The sequence below is a fragment of the Nannocystis pusilla genome (assembly GCF_026626665.1).
GTDB classification, from domain to species: Bacteria; Myxococcota_A; Polyangia; order Nannocystales; family Nannocystaceae; genus Nannocystis; species Nannocystis pusilla.
Genome location: NZ_JAPNKE010000002.1, coordinates 10,825,710 through 10,844,939, shown reverse-complemented (window position 1 = coordinate 10,844,939; position 19,230 = coordinate 10,825,710). Strand labels below are relative to the sequence as shown.

Annotated in this window: 15 protein-coding genes and 3 pseudogenes; 3 read left to right on the top strand and 15 right to left on the bottom strand. The window is 70.5% G+C overall.

The genetic code is table 11. The annotated features are described in order from the left end of the window. Window positions 1-58: 58 nt before the first annotated feature. The 10 genes and pseudogenes from OV079_RS47935 to OV079_RS47890 all read right to left on the bottom strand — a co-directional run bounded on the left by OV079_RS47935 (window position 59) and on the right by OV079_RS47890 (window position 11,270). Window positions 59-859: a COG1361 family protein gene (locus OV079_RS47935; protein WP_267776847.1), complete on the bottom strand. Its 801-nt coding sequence runs from the start codon at window positions 857-859 to the stop codon at window positions 59-61. Next, on the bottom strand, window positions 820-1,098 hold the full coding sequence (locus OV079_RS47930) for a hypothetical protein (RefSeq protein WP_267776845.1): 279 nt from the start codon (window positions 1,096-1,098) through the stop codon (window positions 820-822). Before OV079_RS47930 ends, OV079_RS47935 begins: the two co-directional genes overlap by 40 nt. Further along, complete coding sequence (locus OV079_RS47925; RefSeq protein ID WP_267776843.1) at window positions 1,079-1,513, bottom strand: hypothetical protein; 435 nt, start codon at window positions 1,511-1,513, stop codon at window positions 1,079-1,081. The genes OV079_RS47930 and OV079_RS47925 overlap by 20 nt, the downstream gene beginning before the upstream one ends. A gap of 1,318 nt (window positions 1,514-2,831) precedes the next feature. Beyond that, window positions 2,832-3,634: pseudogene (locus tag OV079_RS47920) on the bottom strand (phenylalanine 4-monooxygenase). 254 nt (window positions 3,635-3,888) lie between these two features. Next, window positions 3,889-4,347, bottom strand: coding sequence for a putative ABC transporter permease (locus tag OV079_RS47915; RefSeq protein ID WP_267776842.1), 459 nt, complete (start codon window positions 4,345-4,347; stop codon window positions 3,889-3,891). After that, window positions 4,348-5,916, bottom strand: a complete 1,569-nt coding sequence (locus tag OV079_RS56840; protein ID WP_267776839.1) for a CAP domain-containing protein — start codon at window positions 5,914-5,916, stop codon at window positions 4,348-4,350. A 162-nt stretch (window positions 5,917-6,078) separates the two neighbouring features. Further along, the gene (locus OV079_RS47905) at window positions 6,079-6,705 is read right to left on the bottom strand and encodes a carbohydrate-binding family 9-like protein (protein ID WP_267776838.1); all 627 of its coding nucleotides are present in this window, start codon (window positions 6,703-6,705) and stop codon (window positions 6,079-6,081) included. Between the two features lie 1,111 nt (window positions 6,706-7,816). Then, window positions 7,817-8,296: a hypothetical protein gene (locus OV079_RS47900; protein ID WP_267776837.1), complete on the bottom strand. Its 480-nt coding sequence runs from the start codon at window positions 8,294-8,296 to the stop codon at window positions 7,817-7,819. Window positions 8,297-8,490: 194 nt separating this feature from the next. After that, window positions 8,491-10,197 (bottom strand): DUF5682 family protein, encoded by a 1,707-nt coding sequence (locus tag OV079_RS47895; RefSeq protein ID WP_420829597.1) that lies wholly within the window; start codon window positions 10,195-10,197, stop codon window positions 8,491-8,493. A gap of 74 nt (window positions 10,198-10,271) precedes the next feature. Next, window positions 10,272-11,270 carry a DUF5682 family protein gene (locus OV079_RS47890; RefSeq protein WP_267776836.1) on the bottom strand — a complete coding sequence of 333 codons (999 nt, stop codon included), beginning with the start codon at window positions 11,268-11,270 and terminating at the stop codon, window positions 10,272-10,274. Between the two features lie 38 nt (window positions 11,271-11,308). Here OV079_RS47890 and OV079_RS47885 point away from each other — a divergent pair, with 38 nt between their 5' ends. Further along, window positions 11,309-11,536, top strand: coding sequence for a hypothetical protein (locus tag OV079_RS47885; protein ID WP_267776834.1), 228 nt, complete (start codon window positions 11,309-11,311; stop codon window positions 11,534-11,536). Here the strand turns inward: OV079_RS47885 and OV079_RS47880 are convergent. The 4 genes and pseudogenes from OV079_RS47880 to OV079_RS47860 form a co-directional block, all read right to left on the bottom strand. After that, window positions 11,529-12,673: pseudogene (locus tag OV079_RS47880) on the bottom strand (ATP-binding protein). The gene OV079_RS47885 and the pseudogene OV079_RS47880 overlap by 8 nt on opposite strands. 89 nt (window positions 12,674-12,762) lie before the next feature. Continuing rightward, window positions 12,763-14,172 (bottom strand): vWA domain-containing protein, encoded by a 1,410-nt coding sequence (locus tag OV079_RS47870; protein WP_267776829.1) that lies wholly within the window; start codon window positions 14,170-14,172, stop codon window positions 12,763-12,765. 2 nt (window positions 14,173-14,174) lie between these two features. Continuing rightward, window positions 14,175-15,563, bottom strand: coding sequence for a hypothetical protein (locus tag OV079_RS47865; protein ID WP_267776827.1), 1,389 nt, complete (start codon window positions 15,561-15,563; stop codon window positions 14,175-14,177). Beyond that, complete coding sequence (locus OV079_RS47860) at window positions 15,563-15,985, bottom strand: hypothetical protein (RefSeq protein WP_267776825.1); 423 nt, start codon at window positions 15,983-15,985, stop codon at window positions 15,563-15,565. The genes OV079_RS47865 and OV079_RS47860 overlap by 1 nt, the downstream gene beginning before the upstream one ends. A 180-nt stretch (window positions 15,986-16,165) precedes the next feature. On the opposite strand from OV079_RS47860, the gene OV079_RS47855 reads away from it, so the two are divergent. Together OV079_RS47855 and OV079_RS47850 are read left to right on the top strand one after the other, a co-directional pair. Beyond that, the gene (locus OV079_RS47855) at window positions 16,166-17,332 is read left to right on the top strand and encodes an AAA family ATPase (protein WP_267776823.1); all 1,167 of its coding nucleotides are present in this window, start codon (window positions 16,166-16,168) and stop codon (window positions 17,330-17,332) included. Window positions 17,333-17,549: 217 nt separating this feature from the next. Then, window positions 17,550-17,777: pseudogene (locus OV079_RS47850) on the top strand (DUF4276 family protein); the annotation flags it as partial. Between the two features lie 681 nt (window positions 17,778-18,458). On the opposite strand, the gene OV079_RS47845 reads toward OV079_RS47850, so the two are convergent. Further along, window positions 18,459-19,220 carry a DUF7873 family protein gene (locus OV079_RS47845; RefSeq protein WP_267776820.1) on the bottom strand — a complete coding sequence of 254 codons (762 nt, stop codon included), beginning with the start codon at window positions 19,218-19,220 and terminating at the stop codon, window positions 18,459-18,461. Window positions 19,221-19,230: the final 10 nt, after the last annotated feature.

Here is a 19,230-nt window from a genome sequence, read left to right as displayed (position 1 = left end):
GCAGACCCGACCATCGCACGATGCCCATTGTGCAGAGCGGGCCCGCGACCGGCGCGGATCAGCCGAGCCGCCGTCGCGCCCGCTCATGCCGCGGACCGCCTACGGCGTGGTCGACACGGTCACCGTGGCCGAGCCCGAGGGCGTGCTCTGCACGTTGTCGCTGTCCGTCACGCCGCCCGTCACCGTGTTCACGTGGCTGAAGTCGCACTGATTGCTGACGATGCGACCGACGAACGAGCAGGTGGTGCTGCCGCCGATGGCGACGCTCCGCGGGACGGTGCAGGTCGTGCTCACGACCTGCTCGAAGCCCCCCGGCGGCGTGGGGCGCGGTGATGTTGCCGAACCGGTTGTCGGTCAGCGTGTTGACGGTCAGGCTGTCCTTGGTGGAGTTGTTCTGCACCACCACCTGGTAGGTCGCGTCCACCTGCATCGAACAATTCGCGGTCGACAGGGCGGTCTTGATCAGCGTCGGTGGCACGAATTCGTCGGTGATGGTGACGGACGCCGAGGCGTCGCCGCAGATCGGTTCGGGCACGCCGACCTGGGTCACGCAAGCCAGCACCGTGTCGGTCACCACGTCCCCCGGATTCCCATCGACCAGCGCCTTGAACGTACAAGTGACGGTCCCGTTCGGCCCGATCGGATCGCCGTCGAGGGCGAGGCAGGTGTTGTCGGTGACGAGGGGGTTGGTGGGATCGAGGAGATCGCCGTACAGGTCGTCGTCGATGCTGTCGACGTTGACGGTCGTCGTCCCCGACGTGTTGGTGATCTCGACCGTGTAGGTCGCGATACCGCCCGGCTCCACGAAGGTCGTCGGCGTCACGCGCTTGACGACGAGGAGCTCCACCGGCACGACCACGACCGGGACCGTGAAGTTGTCGTCGCACACGCACTTCGACTTGGTGTCCGGGAAAACTCGAATTCGTCGGTGTTGGGGTCGCAGACCGTGCCGACCTTGTTGTGCCAGCTGGTGCAGTTCGGCAGCCGCAATACATTGGTGCCCGGCGCCGCCTCGCACAGGACGTCCTCGATCGTGAAGGTCAACGAGTACGTGCCGGAGTTGAGGTCGCCGCAGGCGTCACCGTCGAGGTTCAGCACGGGCCCGTTGGCCGGGGAGGGGTTGCAGCGCGCTGAGCGAGCACTGGTCGCTGGACCCGTCGCCGCGGGCACTGGCGCCGCCTTCGGTGTTGAACCAGAAGCCCACGTCGTAGCGGGAGTTCGCGGTCACGACCGTCTGGAAGGTAGCAGTGAGGTCGAACGTCGTGCCCGCGACGCAGGTCGCCGGCGAGACCGAGGTCGCCGCCGAGATCGCTACATCGTTGGCGGTGCAGTTCAGGGTCCCGCCGCCCACCTCCGTCGTGAACACCTCCTGCATACAGGCGCCGTTCTCCGTCGTCGGCCCGTTGTCCGCGAGAGCGGGCCGAGCCCCCGCGAGCGCGCCGGCTCCGGCGAGGATCGCCACGCTCATCCCACGCGCCGCCATGTACTTCGATTTGTAACTACGCAACGTCATACTCACACCTCTTTCTCTGTCGATGCTCGTCCTCGCGGACGCTCTGCACACCGGGCTCCTCGCCCGTATCCTGCTGTACGCGGTCGCCCGGCCTCTACCGGGCCCCGCGCGGATGTCTCGCGTTTCGATCAGCCTCCACGGCCGCTCCGGGCGCGATGGAACGACTCGGCGCTCATGAGGAGCGCGTGTCTGTCCTGACGGACCACGCTCACCCGTTCGCGTTCTGCCCACACTCTGTCAGGAGCGGGCGCCCCGGGAAGCTGTCGTCTTTATCGTCGTACGAGGGGATCTACCTCATCTCCTGCGATTGTACAGTGCAGGCAATCACGACCTTCAGGCCCGGCGGGCCCAGGAGCGCCGTTCAAACGGTGGTCCCCCCGAGGCTGGAGCGCGACGCCGGGCGCATCGGCGAGCGGTCGGCCCGCGGAGACCCGTGATGATCGTCGGCGAGGCGGAACGAGCTCCGCCCTCTCTGGTCCCACCAATCCGCGGACTTGCGACTGACAGCACGAGCCGCCAGACACAGGACCGCAGCCGCCCCGCGCTCCTCGCCCGCGGAGCTTGTCCCCGCGGACATCGCATATCGCTCGCTCCAGGTCATGACAGTACAATCCTCTCGCGTCGTCAAATCTCTGATCGCACCCAATGGATCGAGCACCTCGCTCGACCCGAACAACCATGGCTCAGGTTGTACCGGAGGCCTTGAGGGCGATGATGAAGAGCACGAGAGAACGGCGGTCTGCGGTCGTATCGCACCGCGTCGCGACCCAGCGCGTCGCGAACGTCCCACGGGCCTTCTCATGCTTCAGGTCGCGCCTCCCGGCCGCTGTGAGCCGCGACGCAATCTCGGCCGCGGCCTCTCGCAGGAGGCGGCAGCATGTCTCCCAGGCCAGGTTCTCTCCCCTCACCGGCCGACGGCCATCACACCGAAAGGTCGAAGCTCGACCGTGGTCGTCTTGCGGATGGACGCCGCGTGACGCAGCGAAACTGACAGCGAGTTCGAGCCACCGGCGACAGCCGCTCGCTCCCGGCGACGCCCGCGCCGCTCCACCTGGACCGTCGTCCCGGGCCGCTCTTGCGGGCGCGCGGCCCGGCGGCCACGCCGCGGCGCGAATCATCGAACCTCTCGCCGAGGGCGTCCACGCGGGCGCACTCCGGCCATTGGCCGGCGGTCGCATGTCCGCAAGATCGGCGGGCTCACTATCTTTTGTAATCAAACAAAGACCTCGCGAACGGACCGCGAGGATTCGCGTGATCCGGGCGGTGCGCGCCGGCGGCTGTGCGCCGCCTCGCATTCCCGCCCGGAGCCGCCCGCCGCTCACCCGGCGAAGCCGTCCAGCCACGCGGATGTCTTATTAAACATGTCCTCCAGGCCAGGTGCCACGAACAGCTGCGGCTGCAGGTCGGCGGGCGAGTACTCGGTCGCCGCGATCGCGTCGAGGTCGAACGCGCGGTGCTCCGTGTGCAGCACCGCGTGCTCGATCTCCTCGACCGACGACAGCAGGCCGGCGCCGAACGCTCGCACCTCGCCGGCCTCGCGGACCAGGCCGAACTCGAGCGTGAACCAGTAGACGCGCTCGATGGCCGGCAGCGCCGCCTCGCTGGCGCGGAGGGCCGCGCGGCCGAAGCGGCGGTTCAGCGCGGCCACGCGCGGGTCGGCGAGCGTCGCCGCGTGACCGACGAGCTCGTGGATCACGTCGGGCTCGGGCGTGTACCACGGGCGGCTGGCGTGGCGGATGTACTGCGTCGACAGGAACGTGTCGGCCGCCAGCGCCGCCAGGAATCTCGGGCCGTGATCAGCCCCGCCACCGGGCGCAGACGGATCCCCGAGGCCGCGCGCAGGCGCGTCGACACTCCCGCGAGCTGCGGGATGTGCCCGGTCGGCAGCGGGAACCGCTCCAGCATCGCCTGCACCTCGCGGGCGGCGAAGCGGCGGTGCAGCGGCGCCAGGGCGGTCGTCACGGTCCGCCACACCGCGTGCTCGGCGGCGGTGTACGGCGCGTCGGGGATGGCGCCGTCGCCCGCGTAGCGGTCGGCGATCCGGGCGATGTCGTCGCGCCGGGCGCGGTACGAGCGGTCATGGAAGCCGGGGTGTTCTGGATCGAGCTGGACGTGGAACATGCGGACCTGCTGGGGTTTGGGGGACTCCCGCGGCAGGCCGATCCGCACGACGAAGGGGCCTGCCCTCCGCGGGCGGCCCCTCGTGGCGCGACGAGGTGCTACGCCCGCGCGCCGTAATAGCGATAACCACCGGTGAAGGCGGCATCGATTCGGGGCGCGAGGGCGAGGCTCACGGGATCAGCATGCCGCGGCCCGCTGCTCGGGTCAATCGGCGCCGCCGCCGCCGGCCCTGAGCGATGTTCTCCCCGACGACCTCAGGCGCCGAGGCGGAGCAGCGCGTCGTGGAGCCGCTCGAGGAACAGCCCGAACGCGAACCACACCGGCGCATAATCGAGCCGCACCAGCCCGTGGACGTGCCAGCGCGCGTAGCTGTAGTCCCACGGGCAGCGGCCCGACAGGGCGCGCAGCAGCCGGCCGAACGCGTACTCCACGGCGAAGATGCCCGCGGCCCACAGCGCCCCGCGGATCGGCCACGGCCAGTCGCGGATCCACTCATGACATGGCTCGAAGGCCAGGCCGCCCATTCCGTACAGCGGGAACATCCACAGATAGGTGTGCCCCGCCAGCTTCCACCGCTCGGGCGGCGTCATCTTCACGCGCAAGCGCGGGTCGAGCGGGTCCTTGCGGGTGCCGGTGACGAGCTCGTACGCCGCGGTCCACACGATCTCGGCCGCCCAGCCGATCACCCCGTAGATGAAGAATCGCAGCAGCACTCAGCGCGCCGCTCCGACGGCGATGATGACGACCAGCGAGCCCACGTCCTTGCCCTTGGCGACCTTGGCGATCCCGACCCCGACCGCGCCCGCGACCGCCTCGGACCACAGCTGGACCCCGTCGAGCGAGGCGAAGCTCGGCGCCAGCACGCGGTGGGTCTCGACGCGGGCGAACCGGTGCTTCTCGAGCAGCGCGTCGTACTGCTTGGTCGCGCGGGCCTCGTTGCCGCCGGCGATGCCGTCGGCGAACACCTGCGCCGCCTCCGACAGCCCCTTGTGCCAGCCGATCGCGGCCAGGCCCTTCTGTTTGCGCAGGGCGTCGACGCGGTCGCGCAGGGCCTTCGGCATGTCGGACGTCGGCGCGTCGGCGCCGACCTTCGAGTAGTAGTTCTGCGTCAGCAGGATCGGTCGCGGCGCGTCCTTGGCCTCGGTCTCGGGCGGGGCGATCACCACGCCGATGCCGACGTGGGTCACGTCGTCGGCGAGGATGTTGACCCGGTGGCCGGGGCTCTGCATCAGCCCCTGGTGGATCGCCCACGGCCCGTAGCCGCGGGCCACGTTCTCGCGCACCACCGCCGACTTCACCCCCGCGCGGTTGAAGCGGTCGTCGACGTCGCCGGTCGACGGCGACGTGTGGCCGACGAAACCGCTGCGCAGCATGTCCTCGCTGTGCGCCTGGGCGATCGCCGCCGCCTGGTTGTCCCACTGCAGCAGCGGCAGCCCCTGGCGCGCGCGCGTGTCGTTGAGCGCCGCGAAGTTGGCGCGGGCGATCTCGGCCGCGTCGACGCTCGCGTCCATCCGCTCGACCTCGATGCGCAGCGCGCCCGGCGGGTCCTCGCCGCAGTACAGCGGGAAGTTGGCCACGACCTCCGGCCCGTATGCCCCTTCGGCCAGGACCTCGACCTGGTAGGCCCCGCGCCCGTGCTCGCACGAGAATTGGCCGACGAACTCGCCGCGCGAGATCTTGGCGGGGATCGGCGTCCACCGGCCCTGCGGGTCGAACACCTCGAACGACGGGTTCTGCCGCTTGCCGAGCAGGCGCCCGCGGATCTCCGCGCGCCCGTTCGCCGGCAGCGCCTTGGCCATCGGCTCGATCGCCGCCCCGCGCTCGGTCAGCGCCACCACCAGGCGCATCGTCCCGTCCGGCAGCGTCGACACCCCGGCCCCGAAGTACACGCCTCCGCGCGTCAGCTGCCGCACCGACTCGCGCGCCGCCTTCGCCAGCATCGCGATCGCCTCGCGGCAGCTCGCGCCGACCTGCTCGCCGCACGGCGCCCCGTCGCGCGGCAGCTCCGAGATCGCCAGCCGCGGCGGCGGGTCGTACAGCCCGACCCACGAGGTGATGCCGGTGATCAGCGCCCCCGGCACGTTGGTGCGGTCGGGCGCGGTGCGAGCCAGCTCGCGCGCCGCTCGCGACAGCCCGGCGTCGTGGCGCAGGCCGGCGCCGTTCATCGCCTCGACGAGCGCCGCCTCGGCCGCGTTCAGCGTCTGCTGGACCGGCGTGCCGTAGCGCGCCGCCCCAGCGCTCGACAGCCTCACGTCCTCGACGGCGATGGAGATCCCGCGCACCCGGGGGCCGTGGTCGCGCCGTCGGCCAGCACGCCGCCGGCCCCGCTCCCGCCCCCGCCGGCGCTGCCGCCTCCGCCTTGCCCGCCGGCGCAACCTGTCTGTACGAACATGCTCGCAAGGACAAGTCCGAACGCACATGTCTTCAAGTTCAGCATCGTCCCCTCACTCGAGCCGCAGCACCGCCGCGTTGTCCCAGGCGTGGAAGTCGGGCGCGCGGGTCGGGCTCAGCGACAGGCCGACGGCCCGCTTGCGCCCGACCCGCTCGAGGCGGAACGCGTTGACCCGCAGCTGCATTCCCGCGCGCGGCGGGCAGGCCAGCTCGGTCTCGGCGCACAGCTCGTCCCACGGGATCGCGACCTCGACGACGAAGCCGCGGTCACGGTCGCGCGCGGCGTCGATCGTGCCCTTGGCCTGCACCGCCGTCGTCCAGCGCGAGTCCCACGCCTCGTCGCCGGCGCGGTAGCGCGGGAAGCGGGCGTCGAAGGTGACCCCGCGCGCCGACACCTGATACTCGAGGTAGCGCCGGCCCTCGTTCGTGGCCGCGACGAACAGCTCGAACGCCTCCTGCTTGTACAGCGGGTCGTCCTGCTGCTCGTACTCGGTCCACAGGTCGTCGTCGGGCACGTCGGCGGCGGCGTAGAGGAACGCGTCGTCCCAGGCGAACGCGACCCGCGTGCCGTGCTCGGGCGCCAGCGTCCCGAGCGAGCCCGCCTGCGCCGGCGCGGTGGCCGAGGGTCGGGCTCGCCGTCGAGCGACAGCGTCAGCGGCACGCCGGCCTGGGCGGTCCACACCGGCTCGTCGAGCACGCCGTCGACCGCGACGCCGCTCGCCCGCGGCGCCGTGACCTGCATCGGCCCGCCGGCCACCCGCACCGCCGCGAGGATCGCCACGCCGTCGGCCCGCCGCGGCCCCGCGACCGCCACGTCGCCGACCAGCTCGGCGACGATCACCGCGTGGCTGGGGTGCCACGGCGACGCCAGCGCCAGCTCGACCTCCGCGGCCTCGACCGGCCCCGCGAGCTCGACGAAGCGGTCGCGCGGGTCGTCGACCGGGCCGCGCGGCACGCTGGTCTGGCCGCGCGCCTCTTGCAGCCCGGCGATCTGCGGCGCGCGCAAGCCGACCCGCAGGCGCGCGCCGGCGCCGATGCCCGTGGCCGCGAAGCGCACCTTGATCGCCTCGCCCGGGCGCGGGTCGGCCGGCGTCACCTGTCGCGCGCCGATCGTCGCCCCACCGGCGAAGCGCACGTCACCGTCGAACCGCTGCCCGCCCTGCGGATCGGCGAACTCGTCCGCGCGCAGCACCGGCTCGGCCGGCGGCTCGGCCCGCTCGGCCGGGCCGCGGGGTCGCCGCCGCAGCCCGACGCCGCGACGAGATGTCCGAAGAGACAGCTCGCCGCGAGGCCCGTCAGGCGCATCCGCGCTGACGAGACCACACCGGATCGGCCTTGGCAAGGCGACGGCCGCGAGCGCGCCGGGATCGGGGCGCGATCTCGCGCAATCGCCGCACGAGCCGCCGCAGACCCGGGAGAAACCCGCAGCGCAGACCGAGGATCGGGAGCTCTCCGCGCGCTCGGGGCGCCCGGCGCGACCGTCGCGGCCGACCTGTCCGCGAAGACAGCTTGCTCACCACGGAGTATCGCCCTTCGCCGCGGTCCGACGTCACCTGTCTTTCAGGACATCGTGCGGATCTCCGCATGGCTGCGTCGGAGGCACTGCCCGAGCAGTCGCAGGCACATCTCGCCGCGGTGCAGCGTGTGGGTGCGCGGGCTCTCGTCCAACTTGCTTTCGCCTCGATCCGCAGACCGCCCGACGCTTCGCTCCGAAGTTGCACGAGTGGCTCGGCCCTCGTGCAGCGAACCACGGACCGCGTCGTCCGTCGCGCACGCTCGGCCGCCTCGTCATCACCGCTGCAGCGTGAGCGCGTACTCGCGAGTGGCCGGGACGTAGCTGCCGGCCACGCCGTCGGCGAGGCGGTGCTTGAGGCTGATCCCCGGCCACTCGCAGCGGTCGGACCGGCGCAACGGGAAGGTCGCCGCGGTGAAGCCGAGCCACGCCGCCACCGCCGCGCAGTCCATGTCCTCCGGGACATGTCCGCGAAGACCGACGCAGCGACCGCCGCGGAACTGCAGCTCGAGCGCGCTGTCGGCGGGCCGCGCCCAGCCCTCGATAAACCGCAGCGCCCCGAGCTGCGCCTCGATCTCCGCCTGCGTGCGCCCCAGCAGGCTCGCCGGCGGGACCTTCGCGGGTGCGACGGCGGCGCTCTGCGCAGACGCGACGGGCCCGGCCTCCGGCGCGGCGGCGTCGGTTCCCCCCGCAGCACTCGCCTCCGCGCTCGCCGGCGCTGTCGCATCGGGTCCCGCGGCCGAGTCCTCGCCTGGCATCGATGCGTCGCGCACCTTCAAGGCCGATGGCTCCGGCCGCTCGCCGCTCGCCGAAGCTGCCCCTTGCGACATGTCCTTCGAGCCAGCACATCCAACGAGCGAGCCGAGCATCACCCAGGCGACGAGACAGCGCACCGCGCGAGCGTGGCACGCCCGGGCGAACGCTTGCAAGGCGCCGGGGCCCGCAGCCGCGCTCACGCGAGCGCCTGCAAGCGCGCCGCGAGGGCTTGCAGCGCCTCCGGGTGCGCGGCCAGAAGCTGCGCCAGCGGCGTGTCGGCGACGCTCGCCGCCTCCGCGTCCTCGGCTGCCTCGCTCGCCACCACCTCGGCCTCGCTCGTCGCCGCGCTCGTCTCGTCCGCGGGCGCCAGCGGGGCCCACGTCGTCGGCACCCCGAGCAGCCCCGCGAGCGCGTTCAGCGAGGCCGGCTCGGCGCGCAGCAGCGTCGCCACCGCCAGCTCGGCCGGAGAGCGCTCGACGGCCGGCGCCGCCGCGCTCGCCTTCGCGCTCGCCTTCGCCTCGCTCCTGGCCTTCGGGGCAGGTGGAGGCGCCACCGGCACGCTGCGGTCCCACGAGAACTCCCACGCCGGCAGCTTGGCCAGGTCGCGCGGGAACGCCAGGCCCGCCTCCTTGACCAGCGTCTGCATCACCCCCGGCCCGAGCGGGCGCAGCGTCACCACCAGCTTGGGCAGCCACGGCACCAGCACCTCGTCGGGCAGGGCCGCGAACGCGCGGCTGAGGAACTCGACCGCGAGCCTCGAGATCCGCGGGGTGAACTCGAGCGCGAGCAGGAAGCCCGCCATGTACTCGGGGAAGGCCGGCAGCAGCATCGGGCTGCTCAGCAGGTGCTGGAAGTCGGCGCGGATCTCGTCCTCCGTGCGCTGACCCAGGATCCACTGCGCCGCCCAGCGCAGCGCGATCTTCGGCGGGTCTTCGGGCTCCGCCTGCGCCACCGCGATCAGCAGCTGGCTGCGCTCGCAGCCCATCGAGAACGCCAGCGCCTCCTGCGTGAAGATGAACGCCAGCATCGCCGCCAGCTGCCGCGGCGCCGTGCCGCGATCGGTGAACGCCGTCGGCAGCAGCGTGGCGTAGTGGCGGTAGCCGGTGGACACGAAGTCCTTGATCCAATCCGGCATCCCCAGCGTGCGGTAGTAGTGGACCAGGCCGCGCACGCGCTGGAAGATCTCCGGCGCGTCGTTGCCACCGAGCTCCGCGCGCAAGAGCTCCGTCGCGCGCAGCCCCAGCTCGCGCGTCAGTCGCCCGCTGCGCAGGTACAGCACGCTGTCCTCGGCCGCCTCGAGCGCCTTCGCGGCCCGCGACGTCGCCTCGAACGCCTTGGTCTTGAGCCGCTTCTCGAGCACCTGCTCGATCGTCAGCCCCTCGTAGCCGAGCTGGATCAGCGAGCCCTGGTGCTTGCCGATCTCGATGTCCCACGACTCCTGCTTCGGCTTGTGACCGAGCGTGCGCTCGCCCATGATCGGCCGCACGCCCGCGCCGAGGTAGCGCAGCCGCCACAGCAGGTCGGACGCCGGGAGCAACTCCGGGCGGCCCTGGATGTCGAGCAGCGCCCGCTCGATGCGGCTCGACTTGAGGTTGACGCCGAGCACCGCCAGGCGGTCGTAGACGTCCTGCGCCAGCGGCGGCAGCGATTCATAGCCGACGCGGCCGAGGCGATCGCCGCCGAGCAAGATCTGGCACAGCCGCCGCACGTCGCGGCGGCCGGGCACGCGATCCTTCTCCAAACACGTCACGGCCGCGTCCTGGAAGTCGTACGGCGACGGGTGCGGCCGATCGCGCAGCCGCGCCAGCAGCGTCGAGGTGTGAAGGATCGCGATCGTGTCGGCCGTCGACGCGTTGTAGCCGTGCTTGCGCGCCAGGCGGACGATCTCGATGCACCAGCGCATCAGCTGCTCGTCGTCGGCGGTGACGAAGGTCGGCGGGCGGGTCAAGAACTCACGCAAGCCCGCCCCGCTCACCGTCACCGGCACTTCGACTGGCGCCGCTGGAGCGCTCGCAGCCGCAGCCGCCTTCTTGCGCACCGTCGGCTTGCCCTCGGCCTCCGCCTTCTTCTCGGCCTCAATTCCAAATGGCTTGAGCTCGAGCGCTTGCAGCCCCTTGTCCCACATCGACTGCGCGATCGAGATCTCGCCGGCCGGCAGCGTGAACTGGCGCTCGATCGCCGCGTAGCTCGAGGGCACCACCCCGTAGAACCACTGCGTCGGCGTCTTCGCCGGCACCGTCCACGCCGCGCCCTTCGACCCGAATCCGGGATCGGCGAGACCGCGTGGATCGCCCCGCACACGTACATCGCCTCGCGCGGGTCGATCTTGTGCGCCTTCATGTGCTCGCGGATCCGCGTCCACATGTAGCGCTCGCGCTCGCAGTCGGCGGCGCGGTCCTTCTCGGTGATCCCGATCCGCCGCAGCAGCGAGCCGATCAGGAAGAACACCTGGCGATACGTCCCGTAGTCGCAGGCCAGCGTCGGCCCCTCGACGTACTGCGTCCACCACTCGCTGTAGTGCCGCACCTTCGCGTTGCGCAGCAGCACGTCGAGGAAGTCGCCGAAGGTCGGCTGCATGTCGCCGATCTGCAGGCCCACCGCGCCGCCGTGCAAGTTGCCGGTGTTGCCGGTCGACGCGCCCTCGCCCTCGCCGGCAGTCTCCTCGGTCGCCGGCTCCTCGCCGCCGTCGTCGGCCTCGCCGCTGTCTTCGCCCGGCGGCGGCCCGCCCTTCGGCATCCACTGGAACACGTGGTCGACCGAGCGATCGACGAACACCAGCTTCGTGCCCGGGTTCTGCAGGCAGTACGCGATCGCCTGGTACTCGGCCGAGAACTCGGTCAACGGCAGCACCACGTTGAGCGGCGTCCAGTCGGCCGGGAACGCCGGCGCCTCGGGGGCGAACGCCTGCAGCGCCACCGGGAAGCGGCAGTGGTGCAGGCCGGCGAGCGAGGCGTTCAGGTCCTCGCAGCCCTCCATGTAGATCACCTTCGGCGCGCGCTCGCAGCCGGCGCAGCATGTGCAGCGCCGACGCCGGCGAGTGGTGCTTGACCGGGAACACCTCGACCGGCTCCGCGGTGGCGCGCTGGACGTCCTCGATCATCGCGCGCAGCAGCGCCCCGAGGTGGGCCGAGTCGCCGGCGAACGCCGCCGCCGCCGCTTCGAGCTGCGTGCGCAGGGCCTGCAGCGCCGGGTCGAGGAGGGCTGGGTCGAGGATCGAGTTCACCGGGGCACCGCCTACTTGAACGACGAAAGCGCCTGCTTGCCGCCGGCGACGAACGCCTCCAACTCGGGCGACTTCTCGCCCTTCGCGGGCGCGGCCGCCTCCTCGCCCTTCTTGCGCTTCTTGACCCCGTCGGTCTCGGCCGCGGTCGCGTGCCAGAACTTGTTGAGGATCGACACGTCCTCGGGCACCCGGCGGACCAGCGTGCCGACCAGCGAGCGGGCCAGCGTGCCCGGCTGCAGCGCCCTGTCGCCGAAGAAGTTGCTGTGCAGCAGCGCGTCCTCGAGCACGCCGATCTGCTCGGCCGTCGACAGCGACGACTCGAGCCGCTGATCCTCCGACGTCGTGTTCGCGGTCGCCTCACGCAGGTCGGCGAACGTCTGCAGCAGGATGTCGAGCATCGTCGGCGGCACGTCGACCGTGATCGTGTGACGCGCCATCAGCTCGCGCGTCCGGAACAGCACGATCTCCTTCTCCGACTTCTTGTTGGTGACGATCGGGATCGTCACGAAGTTGAAGCGCCGCTTGAGCGCCGTCGACAGCTCGTTGACCCCGCGGTCGCGGCTGTTGGCGGTGGCGATCATGTTGAAGCCCGGCTTGGCGTAGACCACGCTCTCGTCGCCGCGCAGCTCGGGGATCGTGATGTACTTCTCCGACAGGATCGAGATCAGCGCGTCCTGCACGTCGGAGCCGCAGCGGGTCAGCTCCTCGAACCGGCCCGTCTCGCCGCGCTGCATCGCCGTCATGATCGGCGACGGGATCATCGACTCGCGCGACTGCCCGCTGGCGATCACCATCGCCACGTTCCACGAGTACTTGATGTGGTCCTCGGTGGTGCCCGCCGTGCCCTGGACCACGTGCGTCGAGTTGCCCGAGGTCGCCGCCGCCAGCAGCTCGGCCAGCCAGCTCTTGCCGGTGCCCGGGTCGCCGATGAGCAGCAGGCCGCGGTCCGACGCCAGCGTCACGATCGCCCGCTCGACCAGCGACGCGTCGCCGAAGAACTTCTGCGCGATCGGCCGATCGAAGCTGTCCCGGGGCCAGCCCCGAGGATGAACGTGCGGATCATCCGCGGCGACAGGCGCCACGCGAACGGCCGCGGATCCTTGTCGACGCTGGCCAGGTACGCCAGCTCGGCCGCGTACTTCTCCTCGGCCGGCATGCGCAGCTTGGTCTCGCTGGTGGCCGGCGCGGGCGCGGGCGCGGCGGACTCGACGTTGGCGGGGGTAGCGATCTTCTTGGCCATGGCGATTACATCACCTTTTTGATCTGCTCGATCAGCTTCTTGGGGCTGCCGCTGAGGATCGGCGCGCCGATCTCCTTGAACTTCGCCGCGTACTCCGGGTTGACCGCGAAGTACCCGGTCGTGTGCAGCGAGCCTACCGGGATGAGGTGGCAGCCCGACTCCTTCCACTGGCGCAGCACCGAGAAGAAGTCGCTCCAATCATAGAAATCGGAGATCACGACCACCGCGGTGTTCTGCGGCGAGTCGATGCACGGCGCCGCCAGGTCGAGCGCCAGCCGCATGTCGTTGCCGCCGCCGAGCTTGGTGCGCAGCAGGGTCTCGACCGGGTCGTGCACGAACGGCGTCAGGTCGATGACGCGGGTGTCGAACGCGAACAGGTGGACGATCACCTTCGGCAGCGCGGCGAAGATCGACGCCAGGATCGTCGTCTGCACCATCGCCGACGTCATCGAGCCCGACTGGTCGACGATGATGATGAGCTTGGACGGCAGGCTCTTCTTGCCGGTGCGGCGGTAGAACAGGCGGTCGACGTACAGCCGGCGCTCGTTCGGGTCCCAGTTGGTCAGGTTCTTCCAGATCGTCCGCTTCATGTCGAGGTTGCGGAAGATCCGCCGCGGCGGCACGCGGTGGTCGTGCACCCGCGACGTCACCTGGCGCATCTGCAGCTTCAGCACCTTCGACAGCTCGTCGACGTAGCGGGCGATCAGCTTCTTGGCGTTCTGCAGCGCCGGCCCGCTGAGGTTGCCCTTGTCCCACAGGATCTGCTCGAGCAGCGCCATCGACGGCGTCAGCCGCTCGCTCAGCACCGGGTCCTTCAGGACCTCGCGCAGGTCCATGCGGTGGATCATGTCGGCCTCGAGCGTCGCCAGGCCGGCCTTGAGCTCGTCGTCGCCGATCGGCGGCCGCGTCGCCTCGCCGCCGCCGCCCGACGGCGGCCCCGAGCCCTGCGCGCTGCCGCTCTGCCGCAGCGACCCCGGCGGCAGCCCCAGCGCCCCCTCGAGCCACTCGACGTCGCGGGCCCACGCGCCGTACTGCTGCGCGGTCACCGAGCCCTGCGTGTTGGGCCCGAACGCGTTGAGCAGCAGCTTCGAGACGACCAGCGCCCGCTGCACCGTGCTCTTCAGATCGGTCGGGCCCTCATTCGGCTGCTGCGCCTCACCGTCCGGCGTCGGCGGCTCGAAGCCGGGCAAGGGCCGCGAGAACTCGGGCTTCAGCTTGGGGAAGCGGTGCACGAGCACGTCGACCGTCACCTTGGGGTCGAGCAGCTCGACCGGCAGGTCGGTCGTGTTCGCCAGCTCGCGCGCCAGCGACTCGAGGTTCGGCGCCGCGTCGCCCTGCTCGAACAGGGCCGACATCAATCGCCAGTAGAGCCCCTGACGGGCCCGCTGCATCAGCTCGGGATCGGCGGCGCTCATGGTCAGCTCTTCTTGCGCAGCAGCTTGCCGGCGCGCTCCTTGAGGGTCGCGAGGTTGCCGCCCTTGGCCTTGCCGCGGACCGCCTGCAGGCCGGTGCCGATCATCCGCGGCACCGGCTTGCCCTTGTCGATCATCACCGGCTGCAGCGACCAGCGCCCGCCGTCGAACCGCAGCAGCGCCACGAGGCCCTTGCTGCCCGCGAGGTCGGCGGCCAGCAGGTCGTCGCTACTCGGCCAGCGCTCGAACGCCAGCGGGAACGGCTGCCCGCCGAGCGACAGCTCGCGCGCCTCCTTGCCCACCGCCGCGTAACCATCGCCCGGCAGCCACACCAGCTCCTCGACGACGGCAGGATGACGATCCTCGGGCCGCGCGCTCGGCCGCAGCGCCGTCGGCGAGGTCAGCACCGCGGCTGCCTCTTCGGCCAGCTTCAACTTGGCCGGCAGCACCTCGGCGCGCGCCTCCTGCCACACCAGGTCGCCGGTGGCGTGCAACAACATCCCGGAGATCTTCAAACCCTGCCCGCCGGCGATCGCCTCGAGCAGCTTGCCGCCGACTTCATTCAGCAGCCCGGCGAGGTCGTCGCCCTGCAGCACGTCGACCTTGAACGCCGACACCTGCGTCCGCACTACCCGCGCCGGCTTGCCCGCCTCGTGCAGCGCGCCGAAGGCCACCAGCGAGACCACGTGGTCGTGCTGCCGCAGGTCGGTGGCGAACACCCGCAGCTCGCCCTTGACCTCGCGCGTGGCCGCCGGCGTCGGCGGGGCCAGCGACAGCACCATCGAGCGCGTCCACAGATCGGCCCACCGCAGCCGCGGCACCTCCGGCTTGCCGTGCGCCGGGAACACGGTGAGCAGCTCGTCGAGGAATCCACTCAAGAGCGCCGCGTGCCGCACCAGCGCCGGCTCGGCCATGATCGCGTCGAGCGTGGCCTGGAACGGCAAGAGCGCCCCGACCTCGAGGTTGGCGAAGCCGGCGATCGCCAGCTCCATCAACCACTGCCGCACGCTCTCGAGCAGCACCGCGGCCCGCGGCGGCGCGGCCTGCCCCGGCGTGTCCGCCAGCGCCTCGAGCTCGGCCCGCGGCCGTCCCAGCGCCACGCTCGCCTGGGCCACCAGCGCGTCGTGCATCGCCCCGTGCGCGGCGGCGCGCGCCGCCGCGATCGCTGCGAAGTGACGATCGACGAACTCGGAGCGCCCGAGCCCGGCGATCGCCGCGTCGAGCGGCTCGGCCAGCGGCGTGCCGGCGAAGCTCGCCGCCAGCGACGCCAGGGTCTGCAGGTTGGCGCTCGACAGCCGCCCGAACCCGGACTCGAACACCTCGTCGAGGTGCCCGATCAGCTCGGCGGTCTGCACGACGGGCTCGGGGACACTCTTCAGATCCGTCAAAGACATCAGCGCACGAACCAGGCCATGTCGGGCAGCGGCACGCCGGTCGGGGCGACGCTGACGTATTGCAGATAGGTGAGGAAGCGGCTGAACACCATGCCCGCCTCGACCTTGTGCGGCCCGCCCTTGATGAAGCGGACCAGCTCGGCGCCCGACTTCACCTTGTCGGGCTCGGCCTGCTGCAGCCCGAGATACGCGACCACCCGCGCCGGCCCGTACTGCAGCACGCCCTCGTTGATGAGCTCGATCAGGTGCTTGCACGGCGAGCCGCGCAGGCCGCCGCAGGGCCGGTTGTTGTTCGTACTACAATAGAAGTTGCCGGTGCCCGCCTCGAAGTACGAGACGTACACCCGCTCCTCGTCCGAGCCGCTCGAGACCACGCCCTGCAGGCGGCCGGCGTACAGCTCGACGAACGGGACCTTCTGCACTTTGCGCGCACGCGGCAGCACGCGCGGGCGAATCACTGAGCGGGGGGACGCAGCAGACACGCGAGCCGGACCATACAACGATCGCCACGCGCGCCGCAACCGCAGGAACGGCCGAGCGGACGCGCGAAGTTGATCTGCTCGTGACCGCCGTGTTACCCACACCAAGGCAGGCCTCCACGCATGCTCCTCCGCAGCCTTCGACTCCAGCGGCTCCTCTCCTTCGGGCCGGAAGCCCCTACCGTCGAGCTTCGATCGCTCAACATCCTGATCGGGCCCAACGGCTCGGGAAAATCGAACTTCATCGATGCGATCGGGCTCCTGCGCGCTGCGCCGACCGAGCTGCAGAACCCGGTCCGCGACAGCGGAGACATCCTCGCATGGATCTGGCAAGGGCCCGGCGAAGCGCGTGCCGAGCTCGAGGCAGTCGTGTGTAATCACCCCGAGTCGCGCGGCGACCTGCGACATCGTCTTGCGTTCGTCGAGGCCGGACAGCGCTTCAAGCTCGACGATGAACGGGTCGAGTTTGCCCGTCCGAAGAGCCGCCAGAAGAAACCGTTCTTGTTCTTCGGCTACGAGCGCGGCCGCCCAATGCTCACCGCACAGGGTGAACGTCGAGAGCTCCGGCACGAACAGATCGATCCACAGCGCTCCATCCTCGCGCAACGCCGGGATCCGGATCAGTACCCCGAATTGACGTATCTCGCCGACGCCTACGGCGCGATTCGACTGTACCGCTCCTGGAATTTCGGCCGCTACGCACCTCCGCGTCAACCGCAACCAGCCAGCCTCCCCAACGACTATCTGTTGGAGGACGCCAGCAACCTGGGCCTGGTCCTCAATCACCTGCGGATGCGCTCGGAGACCAAGTCCGCCGTCCTGAGCGGCCTCCGCCGGCTCTACGACGGCATCGTCGACTACGACGTACGCGTGCTGGGCGGGACGGTCCAGATCTTCCTCGAGGAGACAGGAGGGCGGGTCATCCCGGCGACCCGCCTCTCTGACGGCACGCTCCGATGGTTGGCGCTGCTGGCTGTACTCCTCGATCCGTCGCCGCCTCGCCTGATCTGCATTGAAGAGCCTGAGCTCGGTCTGCACCCCGATCTACTCGGTGAGCTCGCGCGCCTCCTCCGTGATGCAGCCGGGCGGACACAGCTCGTCGTCACGACACACTCGAGTCAACTGGTCGACGCCTTCACGGACGCGCCCGAGTCCATATTGGTGTGCGAGCGCCACGAAGGCACCACAAGCATGCAGCGCCTCGATCCTGAGCGCCTGGCCGTGTGGCTCGAGCGGTACGGGCTCGGGGAGCTGTGGGCCAAGGGCGAACTCGGAGGTACCCGATGGTAGCGGCTCGCCGACGGCCGACCTGGTCCGGTGTTCGGATCTACGTGGAGGGCGGCGGTGAGACCCGGGCGCAGCAGATGCCCCTGCGCATCGGTTTCACGCAGCTTTTCGCGCGTCACCTCGGTGATTTACCCCGCCCGCGTGTCATCGCGTGTGGCGGACGCTCCACGGCGTATGAAGATTTCGTCAACGGCGTCGCGGCGAACCCCGAGGATCTCGCCTTCTCCTGGTGGACAGCGAAGGGCCGGTGCGCTCCGAGGCGGAACCGTGGGGTCATGTCGCCCGCCGAAGAGGGGATCAGTGGCAACAGCCGGCGGGGATCGAACAGGACCAGCTGCACTTCATGGTCGAGGCGATGGAGGCCTGGATCCTTGCGGACCCCGACGCGCTCGCCAAGTTCTACGGCAACGCGTTCGAGCGAAGGCTCTGCCGAAGCGAAAGTCTGTAGAAGAAGTGCCCAAGCAGGACCTCTTCAGCGCCCTTGCGCGCGCCGCTGGGTCGACGAGAGCCGGCTCTTACAGGAAAGATCACGGTTTCGAACTCGTCGGTACGCTCGATCCTGCAAAGATCATCGAGCGCTGCCCTCGCTACGGCGCCCGCTTCTTCGCCAGACTCACTGCAGTGATGACGCAGCTCGCCACCAGATGCAGGACCAAATAGGCGGAGCTCCAGAGTGTAGCCTACCCTGGAGCCCCTGGGGTCCGCGGACCTGGGTGCCACCGGCACTTGCGCCCGCGGGGTCGGAATTCGAGGCTCACGGCCTTTTCCAGCCCTTAGATCTGAAGACCCGCGTCTTGACGTTGGACCACCGGCACATACGATTGGCGTGCCAGGCCGGAATCTAACCGGCATCTCGGATCGGGGTGTGGCTGGGCGTCGAGAGAGCTCCGTCCGACCTGTCTTGAGTTTGGGAGAGAAGATGAGCTTGAAGCCCTGCGAACCGCCCTCACCGGCAGGTGAAGGTGCGTCTACCGTTTCGCCACCCCGGCGCGCGTGCGATGTCGGGGGAAGGACTCGAACCTTCATGGCTCGCTGGTCGGCTGCTGAGATTGAACTCCAGCTTGAGCTTGTCTCCCTGTCGGGAATCTTGGCCTCCTTCGCGGCTGCGAGGTCCTGCGGGCGCCTGGCCCTACTTGGTCACCGGGCCCTCGGCCTGGGTGCCTTCGAAGATGAAGTCGAGGATCCGCCGGCCCGCGCCGACCTCGGTGGCCTCGATCGTGTTGGCGCGCTCGCGGGCGAACTTGACCGCTTCGCCCAGCTTGGTGATGCGCTCGAGCAGCGCCTTCTTGCGCGGGCGGGGGATCGCGCCGCTGCGCTTGGTCGTGGTCCAGTGGCCGACGACCACGTCCTCGGTGATGAGCTGCGTCTGCGCCGGGTGGTGCTCGGTCGCGTGGTAGAGCACGATCGGCCGCTGCTCCTTCTTGGTCTTCTGCGTCTGCACCGGGTCGCTCTGGTGCAGCCCCGTGCCGGCGTCGTACGACCAGCGCTCGGCCGGGTCGAGCTCGACCATCTTCTCGATGAAGGTCTGCAGGTCGTGCAGCTCCTTCTCGAGGAACAACAGGTAGGTCACCGGCACCTGCGGCAGGAACACCTTGCCGTCGACCACCACGTCGGCCCGCGCCTGGCAGTTCGACCAGTCCTTGGTGGCCACGGTGTCGAGCAGCGACACCAGCGCCCCCGTGATGTCCTTGATCGCCGACTCGTAGGTCAGCTGCACCACCTGCGAGTCGTCCGGGAAGGTCTCGCCGTCCTCGCGCCGCGGCGTGAATTTCTTGTGGTGGCCCGTCATCAGCGACGGCTGCTGCGTCGACTTGTGAAGGCTGGTGATGAGCGTGTGGAGCTCGGTCCGGCGGCCCTTCTCGACCGCGAGGATGGCATTGAGCTTGGGCATGGCGCCTCCG